Consider the following 15,616-nt stretch of genomic DNA (forward strand, 5'->3'; position numbering starts at 1 on the left):
ATCCCGTGGATCGCGTGATCACTTCGCTGATCGGCTCGGCGGTCTGCATGACCGCGACGGACGACACGGGAGCAGGCCTTGGCCCCTACAGCACGGACGACCAGGCACATTTTCGTCACCGGGGGCGTCGCCTCCTCGCTGGGTAAGGGGCTGACCGCCTCCAGCCTCGGCAATCTGCTGACCGCCCGCGGGCTTCGGGTGGTGATGCAGAAGCTCGACCCGTACCTCAACGTCGACCCGGGCACGATGAACCCGTTCCAGCACGGCGAGGTCTTCGTGACCGAGGACGGCGCCGAGACCGACCTGGACGTCGGCCACTACGAGCGGTTCCTGGACCGGGCGCTCTCCGGCAAGGCGAACGTCACCACCGGCCAGATCTACTCCGACGTGATCGCCAAGGAGCGGCGCGGCGAGTATCTGGGCGACACCGTCCAGGTGATCCCGCACATCACCAACGAGATCAAGTCGCGGATCCGGGCGATGGCCGACCCCGACGACGACGGCCGTACCCCGGACGTGGTGATCACCGAGGTCGGTGGCACGGTCGGTGACATCGAGTCGCTGCCGTTCCTCGAGGCGATCCGCCAGGTCCGGCACGACCTGGGTCGGGACAACTGCTTCTACCTGCACGTCTCGTTGGTGCCGTACCTGGCGCCGTCGGGGGAACTGAAGACCAAGCCGACCCAGCACTCGGTGGCACAGCTGCGCAGCATCGGTATCCAGCCGGATGCCATCGTCTGCCGCTCGGACCGGGACATCCCGGACAAGCTCAAGCACAAGCTGTCGCTTTACTGCGACGTGGACGCCGAGGCGGTCATCGCCGCGCCGGACGCGCCGAGCATCTACGACATTCCCCGGGTGCTGCACCGGGAAGGGCTCGACGCGTACGTGGTGCGCCGGCTCGGGCTCTCCTTCCGGGACGTGGACTGGGACGGCTGGGACGACCTGCTGGAGCGGGTGCACCAGCCGCAGCGCACGGTCACCGTCGCGGTGGTCGGCAAGTACGTCGACCTGCCCGACGCGTACCTCTCGGTCAGCGAGGCGATCCGGGCGGCCGGGTTCGGCAACCGGGCCCGGGTACAGCTGCGCTGGGTGCCAAGCGACGACTGCGTCACCCCGTCGGGCGCTGCGACGGCGCTGGCCGGTGTCGACGGCATCGTCATCCCCGGCGGCTTCGGCGTGCGGGGCATCGAGGGCAAGATCGGCACCGCCCGGTACGCCCGGGAGAACGGCATCCCGCTGCTCGGGCTCTGCCTCGGCCTACAGTGCATGACCATCGAGGTGGCCCGGCACCTGGCCGGGCTGGACGGCGCCAACTCGCTTGAGTTCGACGCCGACGCCGTGCACCCGGTCATCGCCACCATGGCCGACCAGGAGGACATCGTCGCCGGACGCGGCGATCTGGGCGGCACCATGCGGCTGGGCGCGTACCCGGCGAGGCTCGTCGAGGGCTCGATCGTCGCCGAGGCGTACGGCAGCACCGAGATCAGCGAGCGGCACCGGCACCGGTACGAGGTGAACAACGCCTACCGCGACCAGTTGGCCAAGGCCGGGTTGCAGGTGTCCGGCACCTCGCCGGACGGCCGGCTGGTCGAGTTCGTCGAGCTGGACCGCGAGCTGCACCCGTTCTTCGTGGCCACCCAGGCGCACCCGGAACTCAAGAGCCGACCGACCCGGCCGCACCCGCTCTTCGCCGCCTTCGTCCGGGCCGCCGTGGCGTACTCGCGCTCCGACCAGCTCCCGGTCGACCTGGACGGTGACGCGCCGGAGCGGGCCACCCGCAACGGCGCGGCCACGAAGGCGACGTCGGCGTCGTGAGCGCCATCGAGCACCGCTACGAGGTGCGCTCCCGGCAGGTGCGCTACCGCGGCCGCATCTTCGAGGTGGTCACCGAGGAGGTGAGCATGCCGGGCGGCGGGACCGCCGCGCGCGACGTCGTCCGGCACGTCGGTGCGGTGGCGGTGGTGGCGCTTGACGACGCCGGCCAGGTGGTGCTGATCCGGCAGTACCGGCAGCCGGTCGGCCGACGCCTGTGGGAACTGCCGGCCGGGCTGACCGATGTCGCCGGCGAGGATCCCGCGGTCACCGCGACGCGGGAGCTGGCCGAGGAGGCCGACCTGACCGCCGGCCGGCTGGACATGCTTGTCGACCTGCACAGTTCGCCGGGGTTCACCGACGAACTGATCCGGGTCTTCCTCGCCCGTGACCTCGGCGAGGTGCCGGCGGAGCAGCGGCATGACCGGCACGACGAGGAGGCGGACCTCCAGATCGTCCGGATCGACCTGGACGAGGCGGTCGGCATGGTGCTGGCCGGCGAGATCACGAACGCGCCCTGCGTGGCCGGGTTGTTGGCCGCGGCCCGCGCCCGCGACGCCGGCTGGTCGGTGCTGCGCCGGCCGGACACCCCGCCGCCGGGCTGATCCACGTACACCGCGAGGGGCGGACACGACGAGGGGGCCGGGCGGATCGACCGCACGGCCCCCTCGTGATCGGTGTCGTCAGTCGCGCAGCGGCCGGCCCTGCCCGTCGACACCGCCCTTCACCAGGATCAGGATGCCGTCGACGAGGCCCCAGATGCTGCCGATACCGCAGGTCACCAGGGTGACGATCAGCTGGATGACGCCAGTCTTGGTGTCGCCCATGTAGAACCGGCCGACGCCGAAGCCGCCCAGCAGAATCTGCAGGACGCCCGCGACGACCTTGCTCTTGTCGGAAACGCCCTGGGGGTACCCGGGCTGGTAGGGAGGAGTGGTCATGAGGCGTCACAATAGTGATCCACTCTGCCGCTGTCGGCACCGGTCCACCTGAAGTGGCACGATGATGGGCGAACACTGTCCTGACGGCTGAGGCGACGTCCCACCGACGGCTGGCGAGCACACCTGACACATCGTCAGCGGTCGCGGCCACCGGGTGTCACAGTGCAGGCTCCGGTGCCGTACGGGCGCGCCTAGACTGCCGCCCGCGGGACCGGTTGACCGTGGTGGCAAAGGGGCCACCACGGCACCGCGCACTCGGGGAGAGCCTTCCCCGAAGAGAGGTGTCTGCATCGTGAAGGTCGGCATCCCACGCGAGGTCAAGAACCACGAGTACCGCGTGGCGATCACGCCCGCGGGCGTCAACGAGTTCACCCGCAGCGGTCACCAGGTCTTCGTCGAGGCCGACGCCGGGATCGGGTCGAGCATCACCGACGAGGAGTTCGCCGCGGCCGGCGCCAAGATCCTGGCCACCGCCGACGAGGTGTGGGACACCGCGGAGCTGGTCCTCAAGGTCAAGGAACCGGTCGCCGAGGAGTACCACCGGATGCGCGCGGGGCAGGTGCTCTTCACCTATCTGCACCTGGCCGCGTCCGCCGACTGCACCCAGGCGCTGCTCGACCGCAAGGTCACCGGAATCGCGTACGAGACGGTCGAACTGCCCGACCGGTCGCTGCCGCTGCTCGCCCCGATGTCCGAGGTGGCCGGTCGGCTCGCGCCGCAGGTCGGTGCCTTCTATCTGATGCGTACCGGGGGCGGCCGGGGAGTGCTGCCCGGCGGGGTGTCCGGCGTGTACGCGGCCAAGACCGTGGTCATCGGGGCGGGCGTGTCCGGCCTGAACGCCGCGGCGATCGCGCTCGGGCTCCAGTCCGAGGTGCTGCTGCTGGACAAGGACGTGGCCCGGCTGCGCCAGGCCGACGCCATCTACCGGGGCCACCTGCAGACCGTCGCCTCCAACGCGTACGAGATCGAGCGGGCCGTGCTGGACGCGGACCTGGTCATCGGCGCGGTGCTGGTGCCCGGCGCGAAGGCCCCGAAGCTGATCACCAACGAGCTGGTGTCCCGGATGAAGCCCGGCAGTGTGCTTGTCGACATCGCCATCGACCAGGGCGGCTGCTTCGAGGACTCGCGGCCCACCACGCACGCCGACCCGGTCTACCGGGTGCACGAGTCGATCTTCTACTGCGTGGCGAACATGCCAGGCGCGGTGCCGAACACCAGCACGTACGCGCTTACCAACGTCACCCTCCCGTACGCCCTCGAGTTGGCCAACCACGGCTGGCGGGAGGCGTCCCGCCGCGACCCGGCGCTGGCCCTGGGCCTGAACACCTACGACGGCCACGTCGTCTACGGGCCGGTCGCCCAGGCGCACGACCTGCCCACCCTGCCCCTGGCCGAGGTGCTGGCCTGACTGGCCGGCAACCGACCGCCGGAGCGGACGGGGCCGACGCGGGTCAGCAGCCCGCGCCGGCCCTGAGCCGTGCCCTGCGCGGCTACCTGGACCACCTCACCGTCGAACGTGGACTCGCCGCGAACACGCTCGCGTCGTACCGCCGGGACCTGGAGCGCTACCTCGCCTCGCTGGCCGCCGCCGGGGTGGGCGACCTGGCGACGGTCTCGACCGGGCAGATCGAGGAGCACCTGGCCAGGTTGCGAGCCGGCGACGACGGCCGTCCGCCGCTGGCGGCCTCCTCCGCGGCCCGGGCCGCCAGCGCGGTACGCGGCCTGCACCGGTTCGCGCTGCGCGAGGGCCTCGCCGGCGCCGACCCGAGCCGGGACGTGCGACCACCCGTGCCGCCGCGCCGGCTGCCCCGGGCGCTGCCGGTCGACGACGTGATCCGGCTGGTGGAGACCGCCGGCGCGGTGGACGCCGCCGGGGACGCCGCGCCGCTGGCGCTGCGCGACCGGGCACTGCTGGAATTCCTGTACGGCACCGGGGCGCGCATCTCCGAGGCCGTCGGCGCGGCCGTGGACGACCTGGACGTCGACGACGGGGTGGCGCTGCTGCGCGGCAAGGGCGGACGAAACCGACTGGTGCCGATCGGTGGGCACGCGCTGCGGGCGCTGGCCGCGTACCTGGTGCGGGCCCGGCCCGGGCTGGCCGCCGGCGGCCGGGGCGCTCCGGCGGTCTTCCTCAACGCCCGGGGTGGCCCGTTGACCCGGCAGGGCGCCTGGACCATCCTGCGCCGCGCGGCGCAACGCGCCGGTCTGCCCGTGGACGGTCCGCAGGCCGTGTCACCGCACACGCTGCGGCACTCGTACGCCACGCATCTGCTCGACGGTGGCGCGGACGTCCGGGTGGTGCAGGAGTTGCTGGGGCATGCCTCGGTCACCACCACGCAGGTCTACACTCTGGTGACCGTCGACCGGCTGCGCGAGGTCTACGCGACCGCCCATCCACGGGCCCGCGACTGAGTGGCGCTCGGGCCGTGGGCCGTTCTGGTGCCGCGGTGTCCGGCCGGTCCTGGTCGGGTCCGGGGCAGCTCGTGGCCGGTGCCGTCGGCCGACACGCCGAGCGGGTGCCGAACGGCCTGCTGGCCGGTGGCGTACAGTCGGGATCGGCGCGGCCTCGCGGCGAGATGACCGGGGTGCGCAGCGGCGCCGCAAGGACGTCGGGCGGCTCCGACGCCGGATGGTCGTCGGGAGGGGGCAACGAGGACATGGCTGGCAACGGTGACCGTGCCGAGACGTGGACGTCGGAGCTCCGCGAGCAGCAGAACTCTCTCAGTGCGGACCTGGGCCCGGCCGACCCCGCCGCCTACACGATGCGCAAGCCGATCCCCGAGCCGATGCCGACCGACCGGCACGGCCCGGCCCGGATCATCGCGATGGCCAACCAGAAGGGCGGGGTCGGCAAGACCACCACGACGATCAACCTCGGTGCCGCGCTGGCCGAGTACGGCCGCAAGGTGCTGCTTGTCGACTTCGACCCGCAGGGCGCGCTCTCGGTCGGGCTGGGGGTCAACCCGCACAACCTGGACCTGTCGGTCTACAACCTGCTGATGCAGGACGACGTCACCGCCGACGACGTGCTGATCAAGACCGACGTCGCCGGGCTGCACCTGCTGCCGGCCAACATCGACCTCTCCGCCGCCGAGATCCAGCTGGTCAACGAGGTGGCCCGGGAGATGGCGCTGGCCCGGGTGCTCAAGAGCGTCCGCAAGGAGTACGACTACATCCTGATCGACTGCCAGCCGTCACTCGGCCTGCTGGCGATCAACGCGTTGACCGTGGCGCACGGCGTGCTCATCCCGCTGGAGTGCGAGTTCTTCAGCCTGCGCGGGGTGGCGCTGCTGCTGGACACCATCGACAAGGTCCGCGAGCGGCTCAACTTCGACCTGGAACTCGAAGGCATCCTCGCCACCATGTACGACAGCCGCACCACCCACTGCCGGCAGGTGCTCCAGCGGGTGGTGGAGGCGTTCGGCGACAAGGTCTACCAAACGGTGATCACCAAGACGGTGAAGTTCCCCGAGTCCACCGTCGCCGGTTCGCCGATCACCACGCTCGACCCGGCCTCCTCCGGTGCCCGCAACTACCGGCAGTTGGCCCGCGAGGTGATCGCCGCACAGGCGGAGCGGTAGGCCGGTAACCCCAGGTGGGCAGGCCGTGGACTACGGTCGTCGGGTGAGCGCGCCGCCCCTCGACCCGACCGCCGACGACCTCGCGCCCGGCGTGAGCGATGGGCCCGGCCCGGGGGATACGGCGGCTGTGGGCGATGTCGCGCTTGTGGGCGACGCGGCCGGAGATGACGGCGGCAAGTTCACCGTGCGGCTGGCCAACTTCACCGGCCCCTTCGACCTGCTGCTGCAACTGATCGGCAAACACAAGCTCGACGTCACCGAGGTCGCCCTGCACCAGGTGACCGACGAGTTCATCGCCTACATCCGGGCGATGGGCGACGACTGGGACCTCGACGAGGCCAGCGAGTTCCTGCTCATCGCCGCGACCCTGCTCGACCTGAAGGCGGCCCGGCTGCTGCCCGCCGCCGAGGTCGAGAACGAGGAGGACCTGGCCCTGCTGGAGGCCCGGGACCTGCTCTTCGCCCGGCTGTTGCAGTACAAGGCGTACAAGGAGGCGGCGGCGCACATCGCCGCGCTTGAGGAGGTCGGGGGACGCCGTTATCCGCGCGCGGTCACCCTGGAGCCCCGCTACGCCGAGGCGCTGCCGGACCTGGTGCTCGGCATCGGCCCGCAGCGCCTGCTCAAGCTCGCGGTCAAGGCGATGACCCCGAAGCCGGTGCCCGAGGTCTCCATCGCCCACGTGCACATGGTCCGGGTAAGCGTCCGGGAACACGCGGGGATCATCGCCGACCGGCTGCGCCGGGCCGGCACCGCCACCTTCTCGCTGCTCTGCGCCGACTGCGAGGCGACCCTTGAGGTGGTCGCCCGGTTCCTCGCCCTGCTCGAGCTGTACCGGCAGGGCGTGGTGGCCTTCGTGCAGGAACAGGCGCTGGAGGAGCTGACCGTACGCTGGACCGGTCCCGCCGAGGGTGCCCCGGCCCTGGCCGTCGACGAGTACGCCGGCACTCCCGCCGAGTCGGACGAGGCCGCCGAAACCGGCGCGGATGGTACGGCAACGACCGAGGAGCGAACCGGATGAGCAAAGACGAACGCCCGGAGTCCCTGGCCGACCAGGCCGCCGCCTGGATCCCTCCGTGGCAGCGTCCCGCCCCGCCCACCGAGGCCGATGCCGTGGCTCCCGGTGCGAAGGTGCCCGCCCAGGGGCGCGCTGAGACCAACATCTCCGAAGCCGCCGACGCCCGGGTCGCCGAGGCGGAAGCCGCGCCGGTCGAGGCGGCGCAGACGGATGTCGCCGAGGTCGTTGAGCCGGTCGAAGCGGTCGCGGAGGGGCCTGCTCAGGTCGCCGAGCCGGTCGAGGCGGTCGCGGAGGGGCCTGCTCAGGTCGCCGAGCCGGTCGAAGCGGCGCGGGCGGGTGCCGCCGAGATGGACGGTGGGCCGGTGGCGGCGGCGCAGGCCGCAGACTCTCCGTTGCGCAAGCCGAGGGCGGGGCGGGGTCGGCCGGTGCCGGAGCCGCCGCCGGTGCTCGACGACGCGGAGCTGCGCGGCGCGCTGGAGGCGATCCTGCTGGTGGTGGACGAGCCGGTCAGCGAGCTGACCCTGGCGCAGGTGCTCGAACAGCCCGCCGAGCGGGTCGGCCCGATGCTCGACGAGATCGCCGCAGGCTACGTCGCCGCCGGACACGGGTTCGAGCTACGCCGCGCGGCGGGCGGCTGGCGCCTCTACACCCGGCCGGAATACGCCAGCTACGTCGAACGGTTCGTGCTGGACGGGCAGTCGGTCCGGCTCACCCAGGCCGCGCTGGAGACGCTGGCGGTGGTGGCGTACAAGCAGCCGGTGACCCGGTCGCGGATCTCCGCCATCCGGGGTGTCAACTGCGACGGGGTTATCCGTACCCTGGTCTCCCGGGGACTGATCGAGGAGTGCGGCACCGAGACCGACAGCGGTGCGTACCTGTACCGGACGAGCATCATGTTCCTGGAGAAGCTCGGCCTGAACAGCCTCGACGACCTGCCGCCCCTGGCCCCGTTCCTTCCCGACGACGTAGAAGAGCTAGCCGATGCCACGCGATAACCGCACCCCCTCCCCGGACGCCCCCGTCTACACCGGCCCCGAACGCCTCCAGAAGGTGCTCGCCGCCGCCGGTGTCGGCTCGCGGCGTGCCTGCGAGGATCTGATCTTCCGTCGGCGGGTGACGGTCGACGGGCGGGTCGCGCAGCTCGGCGACAAGGTCGACCCGGCCACCGCGGTCATCCACGTCGACGGCGAGCGGCTGGTCGCCGACACCCGGCTGGTGTACCTGGCGATGAACAAGCCGCGTGGCGTGGTCTCCACGATGGCCGACGAGAAGGGCCGTACCGCGCTTGCCGACTTCATCGGCAACCGGGTCGAGCAGCGGGTCTACCACGTCGGGCGGCTCGATGCGGACAGCGAGGGCCTGCTGCTGCTCACCAACGACGGCACCCTGGCGCACCGGCTGATGCACCCGTCGTACGGGGTGCCGAAGACCTACCTGTGCGAGGTGGCCGGGCCGATTCCGCGTAACCTCGGTAAGCGGCTGGCCGCCGGGGTGGAGCTGGAGGACGGCCCGGTGACCGTCGACGGGTTCCGGGTGGTGGACACGCTTGGGCGTACCGCCCAGGTCGAGCTGACCCTGCACGAAGGGCGCAAACACATCGTACGGCGGCTGTTGGGCGAGGTCGGTCACCCGGTGAGCCGGCTGGTGCGTACCGCGATCGGGCCGATCCGGCTCGGCGACCTGCGCGCCGGGCGCACCCGGCGGCTGACCAACGCGGAGGTCGCCGCCCTGTTCAAAGCTGTGGGTGACTGACCGCGCAGTCGCGGGTACGGCTGAGGGTAGGCTCCCTGGCGGTCCCGGCGGGGTCGTACGACAGCGGCGCCGGGCATCATGGAACAGGTGGGCAACCGCTCGCGTCCGCCGATGACGGCGGATCGCGAGGTACGGGCTGAGGAGGACAACGGTGGAGGAAAACGTACCGGCTGGGCGCTGCGTGGTCGCTGTGGACGGGCCGTCCGGTTCGGGTAAGTCCACCGTCTCCCGACGGCTTGCCGCGAGCCTGGGCGCCCGGTACCTGGACACCGGCGCGATGTACCGGGCGATCACCTGGGCGGTGCTGCGCTCCGGCGTCGACCTGACCGACGCGGAGGCGGTGGCGAAGGTCGCCGGCGAGGTCGACCTGCGCATCGGCACCGACCCCGCCGGTTACGGCGTGACCGCCGACGGGGTGAGCGTCGAGGCCGAGATCCGGGGACCGGAGGTGACCGCCGCGGTTTCCGCCGTGGCCGCCGTGCCGGCGGTCCGCGCGCTGCTGGTCACCCGCCAGCAGGAGATGATCGCGAACGCGGGCCGGATCGTGGTCGAGGGCCGCGACATCGGTTCCGTGGTGGCGCCGGACGCCGACCTGAAGGTCTACCTCACCGCCTCCGCGGCGGCACGCGCCGCGCGACGGAGCGCCGAGGACGCCTCCGACGTGGCGGCCACCGCCGCCGACCTGGCCCGCCGCGACCGGCTGGACTCGACCCGCAAGGCCGACCCGCTCGCCCAGGCGGCCGACGCCGTGGTGCTGGACACCACCGAGCTGGGCATCGACGAGGTCGTGACCCGGCTGCGCGAGCTGCTCACCGATCGGGGAGTGGCGTGAGTAACGACGACGGCTGGGTGGAGCTGCGCGAGCCGGACCTCGACACCGAGGAGCCAACCGGTCCGCAGCCGGTGGTGGCCGTGGTGGGGCGGCCGAACGTCGGCAAGTCCACCCTGGTCAACCGGATCATCGGCCGCCGTCAGGCGGTCGTGGAGGACGTACCCGGGGTGACCCGGGACCGCGTCCCGTACGACGCGCAGTGGACGGGCCGGGCGTTCACCGTGGTGGACACCGGCGGTTGGGAGCCGGACGCGAAGGACCGGGCGGCGGCGATCGCCGCGCAGGCCGAGGCGGCCGTGGCCACTGCCGACGTGGTGCTCTTCGTGGTCGACGCGACGGTCGGCGCCACCGACGTCGACGAGGCGGCGGTGAAGATGCTGCGCCGCAGCGCCAAGCCGGTGATCCTGGTGGCGAACAAGGCCGACAACACCAGCGTCGAGCTGGAGGCCACCTCGCTGTGGTCGCTCGGCCTCGGCGAGCCGTACCCGGTCTCGGCGCTGCACGGCCGGGGCTCCGGTGACCTGCTGGACGTGATCCTGGCCGCACTGCCCGAGGCGCCGAAGGTGGCGGAGTACCGCCCGCGCGGCCCGCGCCGGGTGGCCCTGGTGGGCCGGCCGAATGTCGGCAAGTCCAGCCTGCTGAACCGGTTCTCGGGCGAGGAGCGGGCGGTCGTCGACGCGGTCGCCGGCACCACCGTGGACCCGGTGGACAGCCTGGTCTCCATCGGCGGCGAGACGTGGCACCTGGTGGACACCGCAGGCCTGCGCAAACGGGTGGGCAAGGCCAGCGGCACCGAGTACTACGCCAGCCTGCGTACCGCCTCGGCGATCGAAGCGGCCGAGGTGGCGGTGGTGCTGCTCGACGCCAGCGAGCCGATCAGCGAGCAGGACCAGCGGATCCTGTCCATGGTCACCGAGGCGGGCCGGGCGTTGGTGATCGTCTTCAACAAGTGGGACCTGGTCGACGCGGACCGCCGGTTCTACCTGGACAAGGAGATCGACCGGGAGCTGCGCCGGATCCCGTGGGCGATCCGGCTCAACCTGTCGGCGAAGACCGGTCGAGCGGTGGACAAGCTCGCCGCCGCGCTGCACCGGGCGCTGGACAGTTGGGAGACGCGGATCCCCACCGCGCAGCTCAACGCGTGGCTCACCGCACTGGTGCAGGCCACCCCGCACCCGGTACGCGGGGGACGCGCGCCGCGGATCCTCTTCGCCACCCAGGCAGGCGTGGCGCCGCCGCGCTTCGTGCTCTTCACCACCGGCCCGCTCGACGCCGGTTATCAGCGGTTCGTCGAGCGCAAGCTGCGCGAGGAGTTCGGCTTCGAGGGCAGCCCGATCGAGATTTCGGTACGGCCGCGCAAGAAGCTCGGCCCCGGCGGCCGAGGCAAGGCACACGGCTGACCCGGCTCTGCTTCCGGTAGCGCCCAGGTGGTTCTCCACCTGGGCGCTCACGCATCCCCATCAAACCTATCCTCCTAGGATGCCGTAGTGGTGGTGGCGTGGCCGACAGCGAGCGGCGTGGGGTGGGGGCTGTGCAACGGATGAGGGAAGCTGCGCTAAGCTGTACCGGCTGTCGCGGGGAAGATCCGTTGGCGGCATCGGGACGTGGCGCAGTTTGGTAGCGCACTTGACTGGGGGTCAAGGGGTCGTCGGTTCGAATCCGGCCGTCCCGACAGCACGAAAAGAGGCCGTGAACCGGGGCAAAAGCCCTGGTCAACGGCCTCTAATTCGTATGCGGGTAGTAGGGAATTGCTGATCTAGACGGCGCGTAGTTGGGGACCACCTGGGGACCGGCGGGCCTTCAAGTGGGCGCTCAGCGCCGTTCCCGCGTCGGTGAACGGCTGCCGGTCGGGGTGTAGGTAGCGCTGAGTGGTGGTCAGCGACCCGTGGCCGGCGATTTTCCGTAGGACGTGCACCGGTACGCCAGCGTCAGCCATCCAGGTAAGGCCGGTGTGCCGTAGGTCGTGTCGGCGTAGGTGTTCGTATCCGAGCGTGGTGACCACCTCATCCCAATGCGTCGCGTCGCGGAGTACGGCGGTGCTGATTCGGCCACCGCGTGGCCCGGTGAACAGCCGGGAATCGGGCTTGCTCGCGGCGTCCAGGCGGTGAGCCACGATCGGCCGTACCTCTTCGATCAGCGGCACCGTGCGTGCGCGCTTGCCCTTTGTGCCCTTGTCGATGAGGCCACCGGGGCCGGGCGTGGTTTGGCGGCGTACGGTCCACATCCACGTTTCCCGGTCGATGTCCTCGGCGCGGACGCCGGAAACCTCGCCGATCCGCGCGGCGGTGCACGCCGCGAATATCACCACCTCGGCCCACCCGGTGAAGTGATTCGCGGACCGGTTGACCAGCGCATCGGCAAGAGCGGTCAGCGTCTCCCAATCGGGCAGTGCGAGCGAGCGCGGATCGTCCAACTCGTCGGCGGCCCGCTGGTATTCGCGCTGCCACCCGGTGACCTGAGCGGGATTCCGTTGGATGATGCCGTCACGTACGGCCTGTTCCATCACGCGTACCAGCACGGCGAGGCTGTTCTTCACCGTGGGGCCAGCGTCATCACGCTCTTGCCGTACTTCGTGAGGCGTTTGGTCGCGGCGACCGGGTCGACGCCGCCCTGTGCGGCGCTGACCATGCCGTCAAGCCAGGCTTGAACCTCTTCCGGGGTGGCGACTGTCGTTGACTTGCACAGCCGGCGCTTGCTGATCGGGTCGGTCCAGCGCACCCGCGCCCGGTAGGGCCGGTCGCGGCCGGGCCGGTGTTCAACATCGGTGGCCAGCCGTACGCCGATCGGTGGTTGCTGAGGCGTGGCCATCAGGCCGCCTGCGGGTAGACGCGACGGGCGGACAGCCACTGCTCTACATCGGCCCGTCGCGTACTTCACCACCCGGTCAGAGATCTGGATGAACGGCGGACCCTGCAACGGTTGGAGAGTGCGCCACCGCCGGATGGTCGACGGGTCGACGTCGAGCAGTCCGGCTACGCGCCAAAGCCGGCTGCCCCGCCGCCGCACCGAAACCGAGCCGACCAGGCCCTGGACGACCGCCCGGACATCCCAACCGCCACCGAACCACCCGCCACGATGTCCACATCGTCACAGCCGTTACCAGCAACAAGCCCAACAGCAGCACCAAGAAAACGAAAACCTCGAATTACCCGAGGCCACGACGCACAGGTTAAAGATCAAGCTAGGGGTCGAACGAGGCCGCGACCACCGCCAGGACGCGGGGTTGCTGCTCGAAGCGGCGGCGGGCCTCGCTCAGGGTGAGCTTGCCAGGGTCGGCGTGGTGCTGGGCGAGGTACTCCTCCCACGGGCGGGCCGGGTGGTGGCGTTGATGTATTGCATTTGTGGCGCAAGTCGGCGCGAAAACAGCGAATTTCTGGTGGGCTACTGAACTTGGAGGGTGGGGCTACTCACCGCATCGCTGTATGCTCCATCGTAAACGGAGGCGTGCGAGGCATAAGCCGCGCTTACGCGAGGCCTTGCGCAGACGGCGGTGGGAGTGCTGCGAACCGAGTGCGATGAAACCTCAAAATTTTCCCAATATCCTGCGCTGCAAGTGTAAAAAGTGCCGTTACGAAAGAGATCTAAATAAACGGTGTCTACGTACCAGGTGACGGAGCTGGTATTTCCGAAGTGAACCGTGAAATACACTTCATTATTGTCTGCCCAAGCGCATGTTTGCCAATAGCGATTGGGGTTGACCGTTGCATAGCTGTAGCCACTACAAGTCGATCCTGATCCGCCTGGGGGCACAGTAACCGATGCTTGCGCGAGTCTTGGCCCTATGAATGCAGAGCTGATTCCCAAGAAGGCCGCAATGGCGCGAACTAGTGCACGTTTCATGCTGCCCCCATCGTCGTATATTGATCAATTCTATCATCTTGTAATCAAGGTACACCAGAGCGTAATGGCGTGGTCTTGATGGTTGCCCTGTGTCGCGGGTGTTCCACAGACGCCAGCGAAGGGCAGCGGCGTGGGCTTGGGCATGGCGGAGTGCTCCCTTCGCGACAGGGCGGGGCATGGATGGTTGGGTGTGCAGGGGCGGTGCTGCCACCGGATCGCGGCGTCTGGACCAGGAGAGCTGCCGTGTTGGGCGCGAGGTGTGGATCACGAGCCGACCGGAGGGTGGGCTGTGGGTGATCCCGCTGGCGCGGGCAGATCCGAAAGGGAAAACAGACGGGCGGCGGTGCGAGCAAAGACAAGAAGCTGCACCGTAGCGTCGTGACCTGACAGCACCAGCCCTATCAGGACCACGACTATGCCTCTGACCTGCGGTGACAGAACCGGCCGTGTGCCTGTCAGGGTCTGTCAGCAGACGAAGTCCCCGTCGTCTTGGTAGTTCGGGTTGTCCGCTACCGGCTGGCCGTGGTCGCTGGGCAGCTCGATGAGCCGGGCCCGACCGGTGGCGCCGGTCGGGAGCCAGACCGCTTCGGCGGGCTCGCTGGTGTGGGTGGCGGTCGCGACCGGAACATCGTCGTGATCGCCGCGTAGGAGCTGGTGGAGGTGTTCTTCGCGGTGTTCGCTGCCGAGCCAGAACAGCACCGGGTAGCGGGGTCCGCCGCGCCGGGTCAGGCGTGCGTACCGGTCGAGCTTGGTCACCACCCGGCTCCGCAGGGGTTCGGTGCCGGTGTCGGCTTCCAGGAAGAACCCCAGCGTGGCATCGCCGACGCTCCACAGGCCGTGTCCGTCGGCGGTGATGGTCCGGAACTGCTTGGTGGTCAGCGACTCGGACCACCACCGGTCCAACCGCGCCTCTGGGTGCTGCCGGGCGTGGGCGGTGAGGCGGACGAAGAACTCGTTCGCGGTGAGCAGGTGCGTCAGGTGTGGGTTCGCCGAGAGTCGCCATCGTCCACTGCACCGGTGTGCCGTCGTCGTGGACCTGCGCCGCGGCGAGGATCCGGTCCCATGTCCCGTTGGCGCCCCCGTGCGCAGCTTCCACAGGATCCCATTGCGGGCTGGTGCCGTCGGGTCCTACCAGAATTGGGTGCCGTAGCGCTGGGGTCTGCCCTCGGCGCGGCCGACGCGGTCGGTGAGGTGGGTCAGGTGGGACGGTTCGGCCTCGCCGTCCTCTACTGCCTGTTCGAACAGGGGGAGGCAGCGGCGTTGGAAATCGGGGTCGTGGTCGGCGTGTTGTGCGAGCAGCCAGGTGGCGGCGTCCGGCCCGACGTCGCTGAGCCGTGGCCAGCCGTGGCGGTCGATGATCTGCGTCGGCCACGTGGTGTTGTCGGTGTCGATCTCGCGTACCCGAGCCCAGAGGTCGTCCCCGGTCGTTCGGCGGGCCGTCTGGGATCGTGCCTGTTGGTCACGGTCCATCCGCACGATCAGTTCGGCGGCGAATGCTTTGTGCGTGGTCACGGCGCGCCCGACCGGGTGGAAGCCGCAGCCCGGATCACCTCGCCAACGGACCAGATCCGGTGGGTGGTCCTGCTGTAGTCCGTTCGCCTCATGCCCACTCGGCCTCCCGGGGCATGCGCGATCAATCCAACCTGATGGGCTGGTGAGACTGCTCTGTCGGCAGAGTAGTCGACTGCAGTCGATATCCTAGGATGATCTGTGGCATGTGCGTTGCAGCGTTGGCTTACGGGCGATGAGCCAGACTCTCGGCTGCTTGATGAGGTGTCGCTGGCACCGATCAAGCCGACGTGTGGAACTGGTCGTCGGCCTCCGTACCGCGTGAACGGCT

13 protein-coding genes, 1 tRNA gene and 3 pseudogenes are annotated in these 15,616 nt (G+C 70.2%); 12 read left to right on the plus strand and 5 right to left on the minus strand.

Annotated elements, in window-relative coordinates; genetic code table 11:
• Positions 1 to 78 precede the first annotated feature (78 nt).
• Both pyrG and AC507J_RS13565 read left to right on the plus strand, forming a co-directional pair.
• Positions 79 to 1,818, plus strand: coding sequence for a CTP synthase (pyrG, locus tag AC507J_RS13560; RefSeq protein ID WP_496289497.1), 1,740 nt, complete (start codon positions 79 to 81; stop codon positions 1,816 to 1,818).
• Entirely contained in the window at positions 1,815 to 2,420 is a 606-nt protein-coding gene (locus tag AC507J_RS13565; protein ID WP_496289498.1) for an NUDIX domain-containing protein, read from the plus strand. The genes pyrG and AC507J_RS13565 overlap by 4 nt, the downstream gene beginning before the upstream one ends.
• A 78-nt stretch (positions 2,421 to 2,498) precedes the next feature.
• Here the strand turns inward: AC507J_RS13565 and AC507J_RS13570 are convergent, their stop codons facing one another.
• Positions 2,499 to 2,756, minus strand: a complete 258-nt coding sequence (locus AC507J_RS13570) for a TM2 domain-containing protein (RefSeq protein ID WP_496289499.1) — start codon at positions 2,754 to 2,756, stop codon at positions 2,499 to 2,501.
• Positions 2,757 to 3,048: 292 nt separating this feature from the next.
• Here AC507J_RS13570 and ald point away from each other — a divergent pair, with 292 nt between their 5' ends.
• The 9 genes from ald to AC507J_RS13615 all read left to right on the plus strand — a co-directional run bounded on the left by ald (position 3,049) and on the right by AC507J_RS13615 (position 11,608).
• Positions 3,049 to 4,164: an alanine dehydrogenase gene (gene ald / locus AC507J_RS13575; protein WP_496289500.1), complete on the plus strand. Its 1,116-nt coding sequence runs from the start codon at positions 3,049 to 3,051 to the stop codon at positions 4,162 to 4,164.
• The gene (locus AC507J_RS13580) at positions 4,161 to 5,168 is read left to right on the plus strand and encodes a site-specific tyrosine recombinase XerD (RefSeq protein WP_496289638.1); all 1,008 of its coding nucleotides are present in this window, start codon (positions 4,161 to 4,163) and stop codon (positions 5,166 to 5,168) included. Before ald ends, AC507J_RS13580 begins: the two co-directional genes overlap by 4 nt.
• Before the next feature lie 245 nt (positions 5,169 to 5,413).
• Positions 5,414 to 6,337, plus strand: coding sequence for a ParA family protein (locus tag AC507J_RS13585; RefSeq protein ID WP_496289639.1), 924 nt, complete (start codon positions 5,414 to 5,416; stop codon positions 6,335 to 6,337).
• Between the two features lie 25 nt (positions 6,338 to 6,362).
• Complete coding sequence (locus AC507J_RS13590; RefSeq protein WP_496289501.1) at positions 6,363 to 7,355, plus strand: segregation and condensation protein A; 993 nt, start codon at positions 6,363 to 6,365, stop codon at positions 7,353 to 7,355.
• Positions 7,352 to 8,347 carry an SMC-Scp complex subunit ScpB gene (gene scpB / locus AC507J_RS13595; RefSeq protein WP_496289502.1) on the plus strand — a complete coding sequence of 332 codons (996 nt, stop codon included), beginning with the start codon at positions 7,352 to 7,354 and terminating at the stop codon, positions 8,345 to 8,347. The genes AC507J_RS13590 and scpB overlap by 4 nt, the downstream gene beginning before the upstream one ends.
• Positions 8,334 to 9,104 carry a pseudouridine synthase gene (locus AC507J_RS13600; protein WP_496289503.1) on the plus strand — a complete coding sequence of 257 codons (771 nt, stop codon included), beginning with the start codon at positions 8,334 to 8,336 and terminating at the stop codon, positions 9,102 to 9,104. The genes scpB and AC507J_RS13600 overlap by 14 nt, the downstream gene beginning before the upstream one ends.
• A gap of 151 nt (positions 9,105 to 9,255) precedes the next feature.
• Entirely contained in the window at positions 9,256 to 9,936 is a 681-nt protein-coding gene (cmk, locus tag AC507J_RS13605; protein WP_496289504.1) for a (d)CMP kinase, read from the plus strand.
• On the plus strand, positions 9,933 to 11,336 hold the full coding sequence (gene der / locus AC507J_RS13610) for a ribosome biogenesis GTPase Der (protein WP_496289505.1): 1,404 nt from the start codon (positions 9,933 to 9,935) through the stop codon (positions 11,334 to 11,336). The genes cmk and der overlap by 4 nt, the downstream gene beginning before the upstream one ends.
• A gap of 198 nt (positions 11,337 to 11,534) precedes the next feature.
• Positions 11,535 to 11,608 (plus strand) — tRNA-Pro (locus AC507J_RS13615).
• An 84-nt stretch (positions 11,609 to 11,692) separates the two neighbouring features.
• On the opposite strand, the pseudogene AC507J_RS13620 reads toward AC507J_RS13615, so the two are convergent.
• Positions 11,693 to 12,744 (minus strand): annotated as a pseudogene (locus AC507J_RS13620) (tyrosine-type recombinase/integrase).
• Positions 12,745 to 13,159: 415 nt separating this feature from the next.
• Here AC507J_RS13620 and AC507J_RS13625 point away from each other — a divergent pair.
• Positions 13,160 to 13,324, plus strand: a complete 165-nt coding sequence (locus AC507J_RS13625; RefSeq protein WP_496289506.1) for a hypothetical protein — start codon at positions 13,160 to 13,162, stop codon at positions 13,322 to 13,324.
• 917 nt (positions 13,325 to 14,241) lie between these two features.
• Here AC507J_RS13625 and AC507J_RS13630 read toward each other — a convergent pair.
• From AC507J_RS13630 to AC507J_RS13640, 3 genes and pseudogenes are all read right to left on the minus strand, one after another.
• Positions 14,242 to 14,757, minus strand: a pseudogene (locus AC507J_RS13630) (replication-relaxation family protein); the annotation flags it as partial.
• A 16-nt stretch (positions 14,758 to 14,773) separates the two neighbouring features.
• Positions 14,774 to 14,883, minus strand: a pseudogene (locus AC507J_RS13635) (IS5/IS1182 family transposase); the annotation flags it as partial.
• 21 nt (positions 14,884 to 14,904) lie between these two features.
• Positions 14,905 to 15,288: a DUF6624 domain-containing protein gene (locus tag AC507J_RS13640; RefSeq protein WP_496289507.1), complete on the minus strand. Its 384-nt coding sequence runs from the start codon at positions 15,286 to 15,288 to the stop codon at positions 14,905 to 14,907.
• Between the last annotated feature and the right edge of the window lie 328 nt (positions 15,289 to 15,616).

The organism is Micromonospora sp. PRAS1 (assembly GCF_059553435.1).